The sequence below is a fragment of the Massilia cavernae genome, assembly GCF_003590855.1.
Classification (GTDB): Bacteria; Pseudomonadota; Gammaproteobacteria; order Burkholderiales; family Burkholderiaceae_D; genus Telluria_A; species Telluria_A cavernae.
Genome location: NZ_QYUP01000118.1, coordinates 1 through 18,058 on the forward strand (window position 1 = coordinate 1; position 18,058 = coordinate 18,058).

The 18,058-nt window shown below is 65.7% G+C and carries 13 protein-coding genes and 1 pseudogene; 5 read left to right on the plus strand and 9 right to left on the minus strand.

What is annotated here, in order from left to right; genetic code table 11:
• Window positions 1–263, plus strand: a 263-nt coding sequence (locus D3872_RS13340) for a T6SS amidase immunity protein Tai4 family protein (RefSeq protein ID WP_119811228.1), incomplete at its 5' end; no start/stop codon positions are given.
• 153 nt (window positions 264–416) lie between these two features.
• Here the strand turns inward: D3872_RS13340 and dxs are convergent.
• The 3 genes from dxs to D3872_RS13355 are packed head-to-tail and all read right to left on the minus strand — an operon-like array spanning window position 417 to window position 3,438.
• The gene (gene dxs, locus D3872_RS13345; RefSeq protein ID WP_119811229.1) at window positions 417–2,285 is read right to left on the minus strand and encodes a 1-deoxy-D-xylulose-5-phosphate synthase; all 1,869 of its coding nucleotides are present in this window, start codon (window positions 2,283–2,285) and stop codon (window positions 417–419) included.
• 5 nt (window positions 2,286–2,290) lie between these two features.
• On the minus strand, window positions 2,291–3,181 hold the full coding sequence (locus D3872_RS13350) for a polyprenyl synthetase family protein (protein ID WP_119811230.1): 891 nt from the start codon (window positions 3,179–3,181) through the stop codon (window positions 2,291–2,293).
• Window positions 3,178–3,438, minus strand: coding sequence for an exodeoxyribonuclease VII small subunit (locus tag D3872_RS13355; RefSeq protein ID WP_119811231.1), 261 nt, complete (start codon window positions 3,436–3,438; stop codon window positions 3,178–3,180). Before D3872_RS13355 ends, D3872_RS13350 begins: the two co-directional genes overlap by 4 nt.
• Before the next feature lie 309 nt (window positions 3,439–3,747).
• Here D3872_RS13355 and D3872_RS13360 point away from each other — a divergent pair, with 309 nt between their 5' ends.
• The 4 genes from D3872_RS13360 (at window position 3,748) to D3872_RS13375 (ending at window position 7,948) form a co-directional block, all read left to right on the plus strand.
• Window positions 3,748–4,884: an ISAs1 family transposase gene (locus D3872_RS13360; protein ID WP_119808982.1), complete on the plus strand. Its 1,137-nt coding sequence runs from the start codon at window positions 3,748–3,750 to the stop codon at window positions 4,882–4,884.
• A 169-nt stretch (window positions 4,885–5,053) separates the two neighbouring features.
• Window positions 5,054–6,160 (plus strand): aromatic ring-hydroxylating oxygenase subunit alpha, encoded by a 1,107-nt coding sequence (locus D3872_RS13365; RefSeq protein ID WP_119811232.1) that lies wholly within the window; start codon window positions 5,054–5,056, stop codon window positions 6,158–6,160.
• 11 nt (window positions 6,161–6,171) lie between these two features.
• Window positions 6,172–7,089 carry a DMT family transporter gene (locus tag D3872_RS13370; protein ID WP_119811233.1) on the plus strand — a complete coding sequence of 306 codons (918 nt, stop codon included), beginning with the start codon at window positions 6,172–6,174 and terminating at the stop codon, window positions 7,087–7,089.
• Between the two features lie 7 nt (window positions 7,090–7,096).
• Window positions 7,097–7,948 carry a sulfurtransferase gene (locus D3872_RS13375; RefSeq protein ID WP_119811234.1) on the plus strand — a complete coding sequence of 284 codons (852 nt, stop codon included), beginning with the start codon at window positions 7,097–7,099 and terminating at the stop codon, window positions 7,946–7,948.
• A 257-nt stretch (window positions 7,949–8,205) separates the two neighbouring features.
• Here D3872_RS13375 and D3872_RS13380 read toward each other — a convergent pair.
• The 6 genes and pseudogenes from D3872_RS13380 to D3872_RS13405 all read right to left on the minus strand — a co-directional run.
• Window positions 8,206–8,403, minus strand: a pseudogene (locus tag D3872_RS13380) (ZIP family metal transporter); the annotation flags it as partial.
• A gap of 426 nt (window positions 8,404–8,829) precedes the next feature.
• Entirely contained in the window at window positions 8,830–11,157 is a 2,328-nt protein-coding gene (locus D3872_RS13385) for a TonB-dependent receptor (protein ID WP_119811235.1), read from the minus strand.
• A 153-nt stretch (window positions 11,158–11,310) separates the two neighbouring features.
• Window positions 11,311–13,989: a winged helix-turn-helix domain-containing protein gene (locus tag D3872_RS13390; RefSeq protein ID WP_119811236.1), complete on the minus strand. Its 2,679-nt coding sequence runs from the start codon at window positions 13,987–13,989 to the stop codon at window positions 11,311–11,313.
• A gap of 6 nt (window positions 13,990–13,995) precedes the next feature.
• Window positions 13,996–14,331 (minus strand): cupin domain-containing protein, encoded by a 336-nt coding sequence (locus D3872_RS13395; RefSeq protein ID WP_119811237.1) that lies wholly within the window; start codon window positions 14,329–14,331, stop codon window positions 13,996–13,998.
• 36 nt (window positions 14,332–14,367) lie between these two features.
• Window positions 14,368–16,002 (minus strand): hydantoinase B/oxoprolinase family protein, encoded by a 1,635-nt coding sequence (locus D3872_RS13400; protein WP_119811238.1) that lies wholly within the window; start codon window positions 16,000–16,002, stop codon window positions 14,368–14,370.
• Window positions 16,003–16,011: 9 nt separating this feature from the next.
• A complete protein-coding gene (locus D3872_RS13405; RefSeq protein WP_182915806.1) occupies window positions 16,012–18,057 on the minus strand; it encodes a hydantoinase/oxoprolinase family protein in 2,046 nt (681 codons plus the stop codon).
• Window position 18,058: the final 1 nt, after the last annotated feature.

Here is an 18,058-nt window from a genome sequence, read left to right on the forward strand (position 1 = left end):
CCGAGAGATTGGCCGCAGGCGATGCTGCCAGTGCCTCGCGCGCGCTAATGGAATGGACGTTGTACGACGCGGATAAAGGGGCAGATGAAATCGACCAACTGGTTGAGCACTTCCTGCGCAAGGACTATCGGAATCCGGTCGGTGATGCGCCAGGACAAAGCAGCAAGTTCAGTTTATTGAAATGTCTGGATCTTTACCACAGCAAGGAACTGAATTCGCTCGTGAAGCGGATAGTCATTAGGCCGCATTCCATCAAGCGGTGAGCATGCAGCACAGGGGGAGTCCGGACGAAAAAGAGGCGGATGCTATCGCTGTGGGAGCATCCGCTTGCAAGCGGATGCCGTTACGCAGGCGAATCGCACGCGATTCGAAACCCCTGCTCCACCGCAGCGCATCCGCCGTTTTTGCCTATAAGGTCAGGTGTTGTTGACCACGAGGCGCGGTTCGCCGCCGGCGAAACGCTGGCGAATCGAAGCCGCAATGCCCTTCGCATCCAAGCCCACGCCAGCCAGCAGCGCCGCCGGATCGCCATGGTCGATGAACTTGTCCGGCAGGCCGAGCATCATGATCGGCTTGACGATGCCTTCGGCAGCCAGCGCTTCCGCCACGGCTGCACCGGCGCCGCCCATCACGCAGCCCTCTTCCACCGTCACCAGGTAGTCGTGGTCCGCCGCGAGGCGCTTGACCAGTTCGACGTCCAACGGCTTCACGAAGCGCATGTTGGCGACCGTCGCACCCAGTTCCGTGCCGGCGGCCACGCTTGGCGCCACCATCGAACCGAACGCCAGGATTGCGATGCCCTTACCTTCGCGCTTGATCTCGCCCTTGCCGATCTCGATCGAGGTCAGCTCCTTCTGGATCTCGGCGCCGATGCCGGCGCCGCGCGGATAGCGCACCGCAGCAGGACCTTCGTAGCGGTAAGCCGTCGTCAGCATCTGGCGGCATTCGTTTTCGTCCGACGCGGCCATGACCACCATGTTCGGGATGCAGCGCAGGTATGACAGGTCGTAGTTGCCGGCGTGGGTCGCGCCATCGGCGCCCACCAGGCCCGCGCGGTCCAGTGCGAACGTCACGTCGAGGTTCTGCAGTGCGACATCGTGGATCAGCTGGTCGTAGGCGCGCTGCAGGAAGGTCGAGTAGATCGCAACCACAGGCTTCAGTCCTTCGGTCGCGAGCCCCGCGCCAAAGGTCACCGAGTGCTGCTCGGCGATGCCGACGTCGAAGTAGCGGTCCGGATACTGCTGGTCGAACTTCACCATGCCCGAGCCTTCGCGCATCGCGGGCGTGATGCCCACCAGGCGCTTGTCGGCGGCGGCCATGTCGCACAGCCAGTTGCCAAACACTTCGGTGTAGGTGATCTTGCCCGCGGCCGCAGGCTTGATGCCTTCGTTCGGGTTGAACTTGCCGGTGCCGTGGTACAGGATAGGCTCGGCTTCGGCCAGCTTGTAGCCCTGGCCCTTCTTGGTCACCACGTGCAGGAACTGCGGGCCCTTGAGCTTCTTGATGTTTTCCAGCGTCGGGATCAGCGATTCGAGGTCATGGCCGTCGATCGGGCCGATGTAGTTGAAGCCGAATTCCTCGAACATCGTGGCCGGAACCACCATGCCCTTGGCATGCTCTTCGAAGCGTTTGGCCAGCTCCAGCACAGGACCCGGCAGCACCGATTTGCCGACATTCTTCGCAGCTGCATAGAACTGGCCGGACATCAGGCGCGCGAGATAGCGGTTCAGCGCGCCCACAGGCGGCGAGATCGACATGTCGTTGTCGTTCAGGACCACCAGCAGGTTGATGTCTTCCTGAACGCCCGCATTGTTCAGCGCTTCGAACGCCATGCCGGCGGTCATCGAGCCGTCGCCGATCACTGCGATCGCATGGCGATGTTCGCCCTTGATCTTGGCGGCTTGCGCCATGCCCAGCGCGGCCGAGATCGAGGTCGACGAGTGGGCGGTACCGAAGGTGTCGTATTCGCTTTCGATGCGGCGCGGGAAGCCCGATATGCCGCCGAACTGGCGCAGCGTGTGCATCTGGTCGCGGCGGCCGGTGAGGATCTTGTGCGAGTAGGTCTGGTGGCCGACGTCCCACACGATGCGGTCGTGCGGCGTGTTGAACACGTAGTGCAGCGCAATGGTCAGTTCGACCGTGCCGAGGTTGGACGACAGGTGCCCGCCGGTCTTCGATACGGAATCGAGCAGGAAGCTGCGCAGTTCATGCGCCAGCGGCGTCAGTTGCGCGCGCGGGAGCTTGCGCAGTTCGGCCGGCTCGTTGATTGTGTCTAGCAATTTCATTTACTTTACGCTTTCCGCTGCACGATCAGGTCCGCGATTTCGCGAAGCCTGCGCGCCTTGTCTCCGAACGGTTCGATCGCCTTGTGCGCGTCGTTCCTCAGTTTTTCTGCCAAAGCCCTGGATTGTTCCAGGCCCAAAATCGATACATAAGTCGGCTTGTTGGCCGCCGCATCCTTGCCCGCGGTCTTGCCCAGCGTCGCCGAGTCGGCGGTCGCGTCGAGCACGTCGTCGACCACCTGGAACGCCAGGCCGATCGCCACCGAATACGCATCCAGCGCGGCCATTTCCTGCGCCGTCAGGTCCTTGCCGGCCAAGGCGCCAAGCACCACCGATGCACGCAGCAGCGCGCCGGTTTTCAGCTGGTGCATGCGCTCGAGCTGTTCGAGGTTCAGGCTGATGCCGACGCTGTCCAAATCAATCGCCTGCCCGCCGCACATGCCCGCCGAACCGGATGCGCGCGCCAGCACCCGCACCATGGCGAGCTGGCGTGCCGCAGGTACCGCGTCGCCTTCGGACAGAACCGTGAAGGCCTGCGCCTGCAGCGCGTCGCCCACCAGCAGCGCGGTCGCTTCGTCGTACTTGACGTGCACGGTCGGCTTGCCGCGCCGGAGCACGTCGTCGTCCATGCACGGCATGTCGTCATGGACCAGCGAGTACACATGGATCATTTCGACCGCGGACGCGGCACGTTCCAGCGTAGCCGTGTCGGCGCCGGTCAGGTCGCCGGCGGCGAACACCAGCAGCGGGCGCACGCGCTTGCCGCCGCCGAGGGTGGTGTAGCGCATCGCCTCATGCAGCTTGTGCGGTACCTCGCCGGGCTGCGGCAGGAAGGCGCCGAGCGCCTCCTCGACGTGGGCCTGCACCGATTTCATCCAGTCGTCGAAGCTCGCACTCATTGCATGCCCTCGCTGCCGTTGTCGCTGGCGAATGGCTTGAGCATGTCGCCCTCGAGTACCTTGACCTGGGCTTCGACTTTTTCCAGCTGGGCCGCGCAGTAGCGCACCAGCTCCGAGCCGCGCGCGTAAGCGGCGACGGATGCCTCCAGCGGCAGTTGTCCGGCTTCCATCTGTGCGACCAGCTGGGCCAGTTCGGCCATGGCCTGTTCGAAGGATTCCGGGCCGGCGCTGCCGTCGGCTGTTAATTTGTTTGACATAGATACTTAAAAGTGAGGCAGCGCGCAAATTGTGCGCCACCCGGCAGTCTAATCGCTTATTTTAGAATAATTCACATCAACGGGATACGACACTTGTCCGTTGCGGGCTTGCCAGCCAGACCAGATTTTATCGCAAATGGGGCGCGGGCCATGAAAACCATGCCTTTCCAGCAATACTTGCACATTTCCAATCCTCATTCACGGCAGGGCAATTGCATGAAGGCGATCTCGTTGTCATGAGCAAAGGTTGCAAGTATTGCTTGTAAACTCGCTCAGAATGGCGTTTACTCTCGATATTTGAGCGAGAAAATGGCAAACGGACCGATGTCGTTGGTGGAAGCATTCGATGAATTGCGCGATCCGCGTGCGCGGCAATGCGCATATCAACTCGACGAATTACTGTTGGCCGCGATCTGCGCCGTCATCAGTGGGGCAGAGAGCTGGACCAATGTTGTCGAATGGAGCGAGATGAAGCTCGACTGGTTGCGCCAGCACCTTCCATTTGCCAATGGCATCGCCTCGCACGACACCTTCGGACGGGTCTTTTCGCTGCTCGACGCAACGCAGTTCGAGGCATGCTTCGTGCGCTGGATGAGTTCAATGTGTCCCTCGCTGAAGGGACAGCACATTGCCATCGATGGCAAGTGCGTACGTGGCTCGCATGATGGCAAGCAGAGTGCCATTCACCTAGTGTCGGCATGGAGCAGCGCAAGCGGTTTGACGCTGGGACAGGTCCGGACAGCCGACAAGAGTAACGAGATCACGGCGATACCGGAACTGTTGGCGACGCTGGACATCAAAGGCGCCATAATCACGATTGACGCGATGGGATGCCAGCACGACATCGCGGCCAATATCGTCGCAAGCGGCGCCGACTATGTGCTGGGCGTGAAGGACAACCAGCCCGGTCTGTCCGAAGCCGTCAAGCTGTGGTTCGATGCCGCAGATAGCGGCAAGTTGGATCGCCCGTTCTGGGATGACAGCCAGACGGAAAAAGATCACGGACGGATCGAAACCCGGCGCTGCTTGGTAACCAACGACGTCGCCTGGCTCGGTCAGCAAAACCAGCACTGGTCCGGCCTGCAAAGCCTAATCATGATCGAATCGACGCGTGAAATTATTGGCAGAAACAGTAGCGGCAAAACCAGCGTCGAACGCCGATACTACATCAGCAGCCTGCCGGCCAAAGCGGCGCATCTCGCTCAGACCGTACGGGCACACTGGGGCATCGAAAACTGCATGCACTGGGTTCTGGACGTCGCATTTCGCGAGGACGATTGCCGTATCCGCGTAGGCGAAGCTGCGCAAAATTTCGCCATCCTGCGTCGAATTGCTCTCAACCTACTGAAAAACGAGAAGACCACGAAGCTCGGGATCGCCGGAAAACGCTTAAAGGCAGGCTGGAACACCGACTATCTCGCTAAAGTATTGGGCTTGGCAATCTGATCCTTCATGCAATCGCCCTGTCATTCACGGGCGGGGCCGCGACTGTAGAGTCCGTTACGCGGTATAATCGCCGGTTCTGTCCGAAATACCGTATTCCGCAAGCTCAAAATACTGGTCTTTGGATTCTTTCTCTTCTTTGGCTCGATGCTTATTTAAAAGGGGGGTTGGGATGTCCGATCTGGCTACCCACGCCAAGCTGGCGCAATCTTGCGCACAGCTTCCGGTAGATGTCTACTTTGACGAAGCGCTGTTGAAGCGCGAAATGCAGCAGTTGTTCCAGGATGGCCCGCGCTATGTCGGCCATGAACTGATGGTGCCCGAAGTGGGCGATTTTGCCACCCTTGCCGCAGAGAACGAGGGTCGCATGCTCGTACGCAACGCAAACGGCATCGAGGTGCTGTCGAACGTCTGCCGCCACCGCCAGGCGCTGATGTTCAATGGCCGCGGCAACGCCAACAACATCGTCTGCCCGCTGCATCGCTGGACCTACGACCTGAAGGGCCAACTGATCGGAGCCCCGCACTTCCCCGAAACACCTTGCGTGCACCTGGCGAAAACCCCGCTGCAAAGCTGGAACGGCCTGCTGTTCGAACAGAACGGCTACAACGTCATGGACAAGCTGAAGACGCTGTCGGTGACGAAGGACCTCGACTTCACCGGCTACATGCTGGACCACGTCGAGGTGCACAACTGCGACTACAACTGGAAGACCTTCATCGAGGTCTACCTCGAGGACTACCACGTCGAACCGTTCCATCCGGGCCTGGGCGGCTTTGTCAGCTGCGACGACCTGCGCTGGGAGTTCGGGCGCGACTACAGCGTGCAGACCGTGGGCGTGAACCGCGGCCTGCAGAAATCCGGCTCGCCCGCCTACAAGAAGTGGCAGGAGCAGGTGCTCAAGTTCCGCCGCGGCGAACCGCCTCCGTACGGCGCGATCTGGCTGACGCTGTACCCGAACATCATGGTCGAGTGGTATCCGCACGTGCTGGTGGTGTCGACCCTGTGGCCGGACGGCCCGCAAAAGACCCGCAACGTGGTCGAGTTCTACTACCCCGAGGAGATCGTGCTGTTCGAGCGCGAGTTCGTCGAGGCCGAGCGCGCAGCCTACATGGAAACCTGCGTCGAGGACGACGAGATCGCGATGCGCATGGACGCCGGCCGACGCATCCTGGTGCAGCGCGGTGTCAACGAAGTAGGCCCTTACCAGTCGCCGATGGAAGACGGCATGCAGCACTTCCACGAGTGGTACCGAAGTAATATCGATCTCCAAACCTAAGTAAGGACCCGATGGCGTCGTTATGGATGTTGTTCGCCAGCTTTATGTTCGCCGCCATGGGCGTGGCCGTGAAGCTGGCCTCCGAGTTGTACTCGACCTCAGAAATTGTGATGTACCGCGGATTGGTCGGCACGATCATGTTGCTGATCTTTGTACACCAGCAGGGCGGCACGCTGCGCACAGCCTTCCCAAAGGAGCACCTGTGGCGCGGCTTCGTCGGCGTCGTCTCGCTGTGGCTGTGGTTCTACGCGATCGATGCACTTCCGCTGGCCACTGCCGTCACACTTAATTACCTGGCACCGATCTGGATCGCGCTTTACCTTGCCCTGATGGGCTGGTTGCGCGGCAGGCACCATGTCGAGTGGCCGATGCTGGTGGCAGTAGGTGCCAGTTTCATTGGCGTGGTGCTCGCGCTGCAGCCGGCCGCCGAATCGAACCAGTGGCTTGGCGGCGTGATGGGCATCGCCTCCTCCGTCATATCCGCGATGGCCTACATGCAGGTGCGCCGCCTTGGCCAGATGGGCGAACCCGAATTCCGCGTGGTGTTCTACTTCTCGCTGATGACCGTGGTGTTCGGCATGGTCGGAACGCTGGCGCCGGGATCGGATGGCGAGCCGTCGCTGCATCCACACAGCTGGTACGGCGCGGCGCTGCTGCTGGCGGTCGGCGTATCGGCAACCATCGCGCAGATTGCGATGACCCGCGCCTACCGCGTCGGCAAGGTGCTGGTTGTGGCCAACCTGCAGTACACCGGCATCGTGTTCTCCAGCCTGTGGGGCGTGGCGCTGTGGGGCGACGTGTTCGACTGGCACGTGTGGCTGGGGATGGGCGTGATCCTTGCCTCCGGCATCGCCGCGACGTTCTACAATACGCGCAGCACGCCCGCCAACGAGGCCGTGAAGACCGATCCGATCGCAAGCGAACTTTGAGGACTGCATGTACACGACATTGATCTCCGCTGCCGCCCTGGCAGCCCAGGTGGACAACCCGAACTGGCTTATCGTCGACTGCCGCCATGACCTGGCCAACCCGGATGCGGGCCGCGACGGCTACGCGATCGGGCATATCCGCAACGCGGTCTTCGCGGAGCTGGAAACCGAACTGTCGGGCGAAAAGCGCGGCGCCGACGGCCAGTTCCATGGCCGCCATCCCCTGCCCGACCGCACCGCCTTCATCGACACGCTGCGCCGCTGGGGTGTCAACGACGAGACCCAGGTAGTGGCTTACGACGCCCACGGCGGCATGTTCGCGGCGCGCCTGTGGTGGATGCTGCGCTGGGTGGGCCACCCGGCCGCCGCGGTGCTCGACGGCGGTCTGGCTGGGTGGCAGGCCGGCGGCTACCCGATGTCGACCGAGGCGCCTGCGCGTGCAGCGGGCGCCCTCAGCGACAGGCCGAGGCTGGTGCACACCGTGACGGCGCAGGATGTACTGGAAAATATCGAAGGCGGCGAGCGCACCGTGATCGACGCGCGCGCGCCGGACCGCTTCCGCGGCGAGAACGAAACGATGGATCCGGTCGGCGGCCATATCCCCGGTGCGAAGAACCGCTTCTTCAAGGACAACCTGCAGCCGGACGGCCGCTTCAAGGATGCGGCGCAGCTGAAGGCAGATTTCGCGGCGCTGGTGGACGATCCGGCCAAGGTCGTGGCGCAGTGCGGCTCCGGCGTGACGGCTTGCCACAACCTGCTGGCGCTCGAAGTGGCAGGCATGCCCGGCGCGGCGCTGTATCCGGGTTCGTGGAGCGAATGGAGTTCCGATCCTTCTCGCCCGGTCGCCACTGGGGCGTGAACGAGTCAAACATGACGGCATGTCTCGATCCACCGCCGGCCGTCGCCCGTCGATCCCGCGAAAGCGGGATCCTATACTGACGACATGCAGCATGCGGTGTATGGGTTACCGCGGGGCCGCCGAGGCCTTCGCGGGAAGTCGAGTCCGGCAATGCCGGGCACGACGTCGCTCACGACTGGGGCGATGCCCCGCGCTCCCACAATTGGTGAGCTTATGAAAAAGCCGGTGGATCTGTCAGATCCAGCGGCTTTTTTGTTTTAGTGCGCTCCCGTGAGGAACACCACGATCAGCACGCCCGCCCCGATCAGCAGCACCTGCGGCACCGATTCGCGCACGGTGGCGCGGCGCTGCATCTGCCGCATCAGGTCGCTGACGGCGATATACAGGAAACCGGACGACGCGAACACCAGTACATACGGAATCAGGCCGCTGGCCTGCTCGCGCAGCAGGTATCCCCGCGCCAGGTGCTCCCCCGCGCCAGTTCCGGCATTGTCGATCAGGTAGGGTATGTTTGCAATCGACCTGCCTATGTATTCCTCCATGCCGGCGGCGGGCGCCGCAAGCACGGACAGGGTACCCAGCACGACGCGCGCCCAGGTTGGGTTGTCGGGATTCTGCGCGTCGTTGATGGCGCCTTCGTACTGCTGCAACAAGACGCCATGCGGTATGAACGCGCGGTAGTTAGGGCCGCTCACCGGAGGCAAGGGGGTCGCTTCCGGCCTGCGCGTTCTGGCGCAGGGCAAATTTCTTCGCAGGCCCCTGCCTCTGGTGTCTCGCGCGCCCTTCCTCCTAACTAGCTGGAAAAAGCGCCTCCCTACACATGCCCAACGCTTGGATGATGCGCCCTCCTCATGCGATGGCTGCCAGTTTGTTGAGGCGTTCTACAGATTGAAACGCACATCGATCCGCACCTTGCGCGGCGGCGCCGGGTTGGCGAAGCCGCCACTGACCCATTCGGAGTTGTAGGCCTTGTCCGTGGCGTTCTCGACCGCGGCCGACAGCGACCACTTGCCTTTGGCGTCCTCCAGCACGGCGCGCAGGTTCAGCAGCCACAAGGCTGAGCGGGCCGCCGAGTTCTCGGTGTCCCAGTATTGCTTGCCTTTGTAGACCAGATCCGAGCGCAGCATGATGCGCAGCGCACCGCTGAGCGGGAAACGGTATTGCACACCGGTGTTACCGGTCACGCGCGGCACGTAGGGCGCCCAATTGCCCACCACCGAGGGATCGACGCGGTATTCATCGATCACGCTGCGGGTCACGCCCAGGCCGATGCCGGCGTCCAGCCCGCGCGCCAGGCTGGCAGTGGCCTCCAGTTCGCCGCCGGTCAGATGCACCTTGTCCAGGCCCGCCATCACCTGCGAGCTGAGGGCGGTGATGAATACGAAGTATGGCGAATTGCGCACTTCGGTATCGAACAGCGCCGCGTTCAGGCGCAGCTTGCCGTCCAGTAGCGTGGTCTTGTAGCCCAGTTCCGCCGACTTGGTCAGCTCCGCAGGCATCATTTCGCGCACGCCCTTGATTTTGGTGGCCTCGGCCAGCTCCGCCACACCGCTCTGATTGAACAGGCCGGACCGGAAACCCTTGCCCCAGGAGGCGTAGGCCACCGAACCGTCAGCCGCCTTGTGGCGCAACGACACCTTGGGCTGCCAAGCGCTGAAGGTGGCCTCGCGCCCGCACGCTGCCGATGCCGCCACCGTGCAGCCGGCAGGCACGCCAGTCGACAGGTCACCGGAGAACTGACGCGGATCGATCGTCTGCTTGCGGCGGTCGCGGTCATAGCGTAGAGCCAGCGACGCTTCGACGCGCTGCGTCAAGTCGTAGTCGAGATTGCCGAAGGCGGCGGTGGCGCGATTGTCGTTGTGGTCCGCCAGCCACAGCTTGGTCGGGTTGGCGCTGCCGGCCGGCGCGGGATCGTAGCTTAGGTAAGTGATGTCCTGGCCGTTGTCGATACCGTTGGTGGACGAGACAAACTTGTTGGCGTTCATCGCGTACACCCCGCCCATCCAGCGCAGGCCCGGATCGCTCGGCGAGGTCAGGCGCAGCTCCAGCGCCGTGTTGCGGGCGGCGATGTACTGGGTCTGGGTGCCATCCACCTCGAACGGGAAGCCCCAGCCCGCCACCGTGCCCACGTCCACGTTGCGCGAAGAGGTGTACGGGTATTCGTCGCCTTCGATGTATTCCTTCATGCGGTCGTGGCTGGCGGTGGCGGCCAGCGTGGCGAAGTCCAGCGCGTACTCAGCCTTCAACGCCACGTTGTCGAGCGAGCGCGTGTTGCGGCCGGGGTTGGTGGTGCAGATGCGCCGCACCACGCTGTCCGGGTTGGCGCGGCTGGCGTCCTCCACCGTGGCGCTGCCGCCGCTCAGGTCGGCGCTGCAATTGGGACCGATGTGCTGCGGCTGATAGACGTAGTTGAGCGCGCCGGCGCGGTCGCGCACTACGCCGAAACGGGCATCGAGCTGCAGCTTGTCGCCGGCGATCCAGCGCAGGTCGCCGCGCAGCGCGTCGTTGCGGTAGGGATCGGCCTTGGCGTGCAGGTAGCCGTTTTCCAGGTAGCCGCCAACGTTCGTGTAGTTGCCGCCGATGCGGTACAGCAGCTTGTCGTCGACGATGGCGCCGCCGACGCTGCCCTGCACGCCGCGCCGCTGGCCATTGCCGGCGGTCGCCTGCACGTAGCCGCGCGTGGTGTTGGTCGGCGCCTTGGTCGTGATCAGGATCGCGCCGCCCGAGGCGTTGCGGCCGTACAGCGCGCCCTGCGGCCCGCGCAGCACTTCGATGGACTGGATGTCGAACAGCTCCTGCGTGAACTGCTGGGCACTGGTCTGTGTGACGCCGTCCACCACCACCGCCACCGGGGCTTCGCCATTGCGAACCTGGGTCAGGCCGCGCACCGTCATGAACGACGTGCCCACCGATTGCGATTCCGACAGCGAGACATTGGGCGTCAGCGCCACGAAGTCACCCGGCTTGCTGATGCCGGCATCCTCGATGGCCTTGGCGGAGAAGGCCTTGACCGACATCGGCACGCCCTGCTGTGTTTCATCGCGGCCGCGCGCGCGCACCACAACCTGTTCCATGGCGCCTTCCGGCGCCGGCGCGACGGACTCCCCCGCCGCTGGCGCCTGGGTCTGGGCCGCGGCGGCGCTGGACCAGGCCAGGGCCACGGCGATACTGATGAGTGTGGGGCGTGAGACGAAATTCTGGCAAGGCATGGAATTCTCCGTTGTGCTTGATGTGGGAAAGTCGCTGTGGAGCCGGGCTTGGCGCCGTTTCGATCCACTATAGGTAGGCACCGCAACGCGGGCAACGGCGGCGGCGGGTAGTTGGCTGCAATGGCTGGCGCCCCGCTACCCGGCCGGGTAGATTCATGGCACGGCGTCGATATAGCCGTTCTGCAGCGCCACCGCGATGGCAGCGGTGCGCGTGCCGACGCCCAGCTTGAGGAAGATCTGCTTGAGATGGAACTTGACCGTGTTTTCCGACACGCCCAGCGCATTGGCCACCATCTTGTTGCCCTGCCCGGCCGCCACCAGCGCCAGCACCTGCTCCTCCTTGGCGCTGAGCGGACTCCGGTGGCGTGGCGGATGCACTTGCCAGCCACGCAGGCGCGTCACCAGCGCGGCCAGGCCCGGCCAGGCGGCGTAGCGGCCGTCCGGGTCCAGCGATTGCAGGCGCGGCAGCAGGCCCGCGCCGATCTCCAGCAGCAGGCCGTGCAGGTTCTGGGCCCAGACTGACTGCATCCAGTGGCGGAAGCCTTCCTGCGCCGCCGGGCTGTCGGCGTCACGCCGGCCCAGTGCCCACGCCAGCCCTTCCAGCCGCCAGGCGCACAGCCGCAGGCCGGCGCCGTCCAGCGCCTGCGCTCCTCGCCGCAACCCGGCCGCCGCCGCTTCGGACGCGCCCTGCGCGGCGGCCAGGCGCCCCAGTGCCAGGCTCACCGCCTCGTATTCGCGCCAGTTATCGGTCACGCCGCGCGGCGGCGTCCAATCGACCAGGCCGGCCGCGCGGGCTTCCTGCTGGGCCTGCGCCACGTGGCTGCTTTGCACCAGCAGGTCGATGCGCCAGGCTTGCACCAGCCGCCCCAGGCGCGGCAATTGGCGCTGGCGCGCGTCCAGCGCCGACTGGTCCAGCTGGCGCAGCGCGGCGGCCAGGCCATCCAGCCGTAGCGCGCTGCGCCACAAGATTTCGGCGCTGGTGGCGCACACTTCCAGCCAGCCGTCGGTCTGGTGCAGCGGCTCCAGAGCCGCCGTGGCCCAGGGCCAGGCCTCGCTCCAGGCGCCCGACCAGTAGAGGTGCTGGGCGCGGTAGCAGCCCACCATCGACTTCAGCGAGCTTTCGGTGCCGAAGTTGGCCTCGGCCAGCGCCAGCGCGGTGTCGATCTGGCTGCGCGCCATGCGCACGTTGCCGGACAGCGCCTCGGCCTGCGCCTGGTTCAGCAGCACATACGCCTCGCCCAGCGCGCAATGCGCCAGCTGCATCTGAACCCGCGCCTCCTGCGCCTGGCGCACCGCGTCCGGCAAGTGCGCGTTGGCCAGCGCCGCCATCGCGCGTTCGTTCAGCACGCAGGCGCGGCCCAGGATGCTCAGGCCGTCCGGCAGCGGCGCGGCGCACAGCGTCGCTTCGCGCGGACGGTCGAAGTAGCCATAGACCATGAACTCGATGACCAGGTAGTCGCTCCGCAGTTGCGGCGTGGCGGCCAGCCCCGCTTCTGCCAGCCGCAGCATCTCGAACGCCAGCGCCTCATTGCCCAGCTTCGCGTTCAGGTAGGCCTGCATCAGCAGCAGCGCCGGTTCGCTGCGGCGTTGCAATTCGTCGAATTCGTTCAGCAGGCTTTGCGTGTAGGCGATGCCCTTGCGCAGCACCAGTTCCCAGCCACCGGCCGCGCGCACCAGCGACACCGCCAAGGCCTGGTCGCCGGCACGTTGCGCGTGGCGCACCGCCAGCAGGCAGTCGGATTGCTTGGCCAGCCAGTGCGCGGCGGCGCGGTGCAGCGTGCGCGCCCGCGCCGGATCGAGGCGGGCGCGCAGGAAGTCGGCCAGCAGCGGGTGGTAGCGGTGCCAGCGGCGTTGCGCGTCCAGCGGGACCAGCAAGGCGCGGTAGGAGGCCAGCGCCAGCAGGTGAGCAGCGCTGTCGCCGCGGCCGCGCACCTCGTCTGCCATTTCGACACTGAAGCGTTCCAGCAGCGAGGTTTCGATCAGGAATTCGCGGCAGTCGGGCGGCAGGGCTTCGAGCACCTGCTCGGTCAGGTAGCCGGCGATTTCGCCGGTATGGCCGGACAGTTGTTCCAGCCCGGACAGCGCGGCGCTGTCGCGCGCCAGCCAAAGCTTGGCAAGTTGCACCGCCACCGCCCAGCCCTCGGTGCGCTCGTGCACCAGCGCGGCGGCATCTCCGGCTGCATCGCCCAGGATGGCGCTGGTTTCCGCACCGCTCAGCACCAGGTCGGCCGCGTCAATGCGGTACAGCAGCCCGCGCGCCTGCAGGGTGGCGACCGGCAGGCGCGGGCGACCCCGGCTGGCCAGCACGAGCTGCAGCCAGTGGCTGGCCCGCTCGATCAGCATCAGCACCGCCGCATCGACCTCCGCGCTGCTGGCGCGGTGGTAGTCGTCGAGAATCAGCGTTACGCGCCGCCCGCCCTGCCCCAGCGCGGCCACGATGATAGCCAGCGTGTGCTGCGGGTTGGCGTCCAGCGCGTGCGACCGGGCCAGCGGCGCCAGCGACTCTAGCGGCACCCCGGCGCGCTCCAGCGCCAGCACCAGATAGGCGAGGAAACGGTGCGGCGCGCGGTCGTCCTCGTCCAGCGACAGCCAGGCCACCGGCACAGGCGGGGTTTGCCCAGCCAAGCGGTCGCGCCATTGCGTCAACAGCGTGGTCTTGCCGAAGCCGGGCGGCGCCTCCAGCATCACCAATGGCTTGGCGGCCTGCTGTGCCAGGCGTTCCAGCAAGGCGGTGCGCGGCACGGCGTCCACCTCGGAACTGGGCGGCGCCACCTTCCCGATCCAGATCCAGTTCGCTTCCGCCGCAGCGGCCAGGTCGGGCGTCTCGCTCATGCTTGCTTATCCGTCGAATGCGACCAGCGGGTCCATCAATACAAAGAAAATTTCGCTGTCTTCCAGCGCCGTGGTCGCATGCGGCTGGTCCGGGTTCTCCACCACGATGTCGCCGGCAGCGATCTCGTAGCTGCCGGACGCGGTATCGACCCGCAGCCGCCCGCTGACCACATAATCGACCTCGCTGGCGCAGCCCCGCCGGAAACCGGACGGCGGACTGCGCACGCCGGCCTCGATGCGCGCCAGGCCGGTCAGCACCTTGCGCACGCCACCGACTTCCAGCGGCGGCGCGGTGGCGACTTGATAAGGGCCGCTCAGCGGCGGGAAACGGTGCACAGTCATATCAGCTCCTCCAAGAGTATAGCGGAGGCTTGCGGTTCAGCCCAGCAAGCCATTCTGTTGATCCTCGGCCAGCGCCTGCGGCGCGCGCTGCGCCGGGTCGCCCCAGCCGCCGCCATGCGCGGTGACCAGGCGCAGCAGGTCGCCCTGCCCCAGCGGCACCCGGTTGGCGCGCGCGAAACGCTGGCGCGAGCCGTCCGGGCGCACCACCTCGGCGTAGCTGCAGGAGCCGTCGGCGCCGCCGTCCATGCCCCAGGGCGGGGTCTTGCCGCGCCCGAAGAAGGTCGAGACCCAGGCGCGCGGCCCCAGGATGCGGTATTCCAGCGCCACGCCGCGTCCGCCTCGCCAGCGCCCGGCGCCGCCCGCGTCGCCGTGGAAACCATAGCGCTCGATGCGCACGTCGTAGCAACGTTCCGCGATCTCGATGGGGATGTTGCTGGTCTCGCCGTTGCCGACGCAGAACTGTCCGTTCTCGCCGTCCTTGCCCTCGCCCGCGCCCCAGCCGCCCACCAGCGGCTGCACTAGCAGGAATTCCTTGCCGCTGTCGCGCGCGTGGCCGTTCAACACCATCGAACAGACCGAGCCGAGCTGGCCGGCGATCAGGCGGTCGCTCAGCACCGGCGCCAGCGCGCGGCGGATGACGTCGGCCGCCGTCACCATCGCCTCGAAATAGGCGGACACCGGCGCCGGGCGTTCGGCGGTGCAGATGGTGCCGGGCGGGCAGATCACCTCGATGGCGCGGAAGCAGCCGGCGCTGGCCGGCACGCCCGGCCGCACCACGCCCATGAATACTTCGCGCACCGCCGATTCCAGGCCGCAGCGGGTGTTGTTAACCGGGCCGGGCGCCTGCGCGCTGGAACCGGTGAAGTCGGCCACGAAACGCTCCGCCGTGATGGTAACGCGCACCTTGATGGTGAACGGGCCATTGCCCAGGCCGTCCTCGTCGATCACGTCCTCGGCCTCGTACACCCCGTGCGGCAGGCGCGCCAGCGCGGCGCGCGTCATCGCAGCGCCGTAGTCGAGCAGGTGCGTCATGGTATCTTCCACGCCGTCGCGGCCATACTTCTCCACCAGGGCCAGCAGGCGACGCTCGCCCACCCGCAGCGCGGCGGTGCAGGCGTGCAGGTCGCCCAGCGTCATTTCCGGCAGGCGCACATTGGCAGCGATCAGGTCCTGCAAGCCATGGTTGACCCGCCCCTGGTCGACGATGCGCACAGCCGGGAATTGCAGGCCCTCCTGGTACACCTCGGTGGCGTCGGCGCTGAAGCTGCCGGGGTCTTTGCCGCCCACCTCCGTCCAGTGCGCCTTGTTGGCGGTCCAGGCCAGCAAGCGGCCGTCATGGAACACCGGGGCCACCATTGACACGTCGGACAAATGGGTACCGCCGCCCGCGTATGGGTCATTGGTGATGAACACGTCGCCGGGGTGGATGCCGTCCGCGCCGAACTTGTCCAGTATGCTGCGCACGGCGCCGTCCAGCGTGCCGATGAAGCCGGGGATGCCGTTGCCCTGCGAGATCAGGTTGCCGGCCGCGTCGGTGATGCCGATGCCGTAGTCGAGCGCCTCGTAGATGATGGGGCTCATGCTGGTGCGCTGCATGGCGGCGAACATTTCCGCGCCAATGGCGGTGAGCGCGTTCTTGATCACCTCGCGCGTGAATGGCGTGTGCTGCATGGGTGCTCCTTAAAGCTGCGGTAAGTGGATGTGCAGGCCGCCGAAGCGGTCGATTTCGACCCGCTCGCCGCGCCCGACCACGGTGGTGGTGGTGGCTTCTTCGATGATGGCCGGGCCGTGCAGCTCCATGCCCGGCAGCAGGCGCGCGCGCGCATACACCGGCGTGGTTTCCGGCTGGCCGGGCAACAGTTCGACCATGCGCTCGCCGGCCAGGGCTGCGATGGCGGAAGGCCCAACGGCCGCCGGCAGGGGCGCCATCGGCGACTTGGGCACGGCGCCGAAACCGGCCAGGTGCAGGCCCACCACCTCCACCGGCGCATCCAGGCGGAAGGCGTAGGCCTGCTCGTGGATGCGGTGAAAGCGTTCCAGCGCCTCCGCCGCGTCCGCGCCCTGTTCCGGCAGCGCGACCTTGACCGCGTGCTCCTGGCCGACGTAACGGGCATCGACGTAACGCTCGAAGCGCAGCTGGCCGGCCGCGAAACCATCCTGCCGGAACGCGGTCTCGGCTTCCTCGCGCAGGCCTTCGAACGCCCGTTCCAGCGCCGCCATGCCGTCCTGCGCCAGCGGCTGCACGTGGGTGCGGATCGCGTCGCGGCGCACGTCCAGCATCAGCATGCCCCAGGCCGAGAACACGCCCGCATACGGCGGCACGATCACTTTCGGGATGCCCAGTTCGGCCGCCAGCGCCGTGGCGTGCAGCGCGCCGCCGCCGCCGAAGGCCATCAGCGCGAATTCGCGTGGATCGTGGCCCCGGTTGACCGACACCAGCTTCAGTGCGTTGACCATGTTGGCGTTGGCGATCTGCAGCACGCCGTGCGCCACCGCCATGCCGTCCAGCTCCAGGCGCTGGCCGATCGTGTCGAACGCTGCCCGCACCGCGTCCAAGTCCGGCATGATGGTCCCGCCGGCGAAGCCGTCCGGATTGATGCGGCCGGTAGCCAGGTTGGCGTCGGTGGTGGTGGGCGCCTTGCCGCCGCGTCCATAGGCCACCGGTCCCGGCATGGCGCCGGCGCTTTCCGGCCCAACGCGCAGGCTGCCGGCTTCGTCCAGCCAGGCGATACTGCCACCGCCGTTGCCAATTTCGACGATATCGACCACCGGCGTCATGATCGGGTAGCCGGCGCTGGTCGGGCCGCGTTCGATCACATAGTCGTTGGTAATGGTGACGCGGCCCTGGTCGATCAGCGAGCACTTGGCGGTGGTGCCGCCGATGTCGAGCGCAATCAACTGCGACTCGCCGATCAGCGCACCGTACACCTGGGCGCCAAGGATGCCGCTGACCGGGCCGGATTCCACCAGGCTGATCGGGTCGGCGCGCACGGCGGCCAGCGGCGCGATGCCGCCATTCGATTTCATGATAAAGGGCGCGCCTGGCAGGCCGCGCTGTTTCAGCCGCTTTCCCAACTGGTCCAAATAATTGCTGGTGGACGGCATCACGTAGGCGGACAGCACCGCCGTGCTGCAACGCTCGTATTCGCGCCAGACCCGGCTCACTTCGTGCGAGGCCACCACCGCCACTTCCGGCCAATGCGCCAGCACGGCCGTCTTTAGCGCTAATTCATGGGCCGGATTGCGGTAGGCGTGCAGCAGGCAGATTGCCACCGCGCCCACGCCTTCCACGCGCAGCCGGTCCAGCGTGTCCGCCAGTCCCTCCAGCGACAGCGGCACCACCACCTCGCCGCGATGGTCGATGCGCTCGCGCACTTCGCAACGCAGGTGGCGCGGCACGAAGGGGCGCGGCTTGCTGTAGCGCGGATTGAAGATGTCTGGTGTGTTGCCGCGCGCGATCTCCAGCACGTCGCGGAAGCCGGCGGTCGTTAGCAGCGCGGTCTTCACGCCCTTGCGCTCGGTCAGCGTGTTGATGACGACGGTCGAACCGTGGGCGAAAAAGTCCACCTCGCGCAGGTCGATGCCCGCCTTGTCGACGGCATCCAGCAAGCCCAGGTGGAAATGAGGTGGCGTGGTGTCGGCCTTCACGGCATGCACCTGCCCCTGCTTCAGGTAAACCAGATCGGTGAAAGTGCCGCCGATATCGGTGGCGATGCGGATGGACATG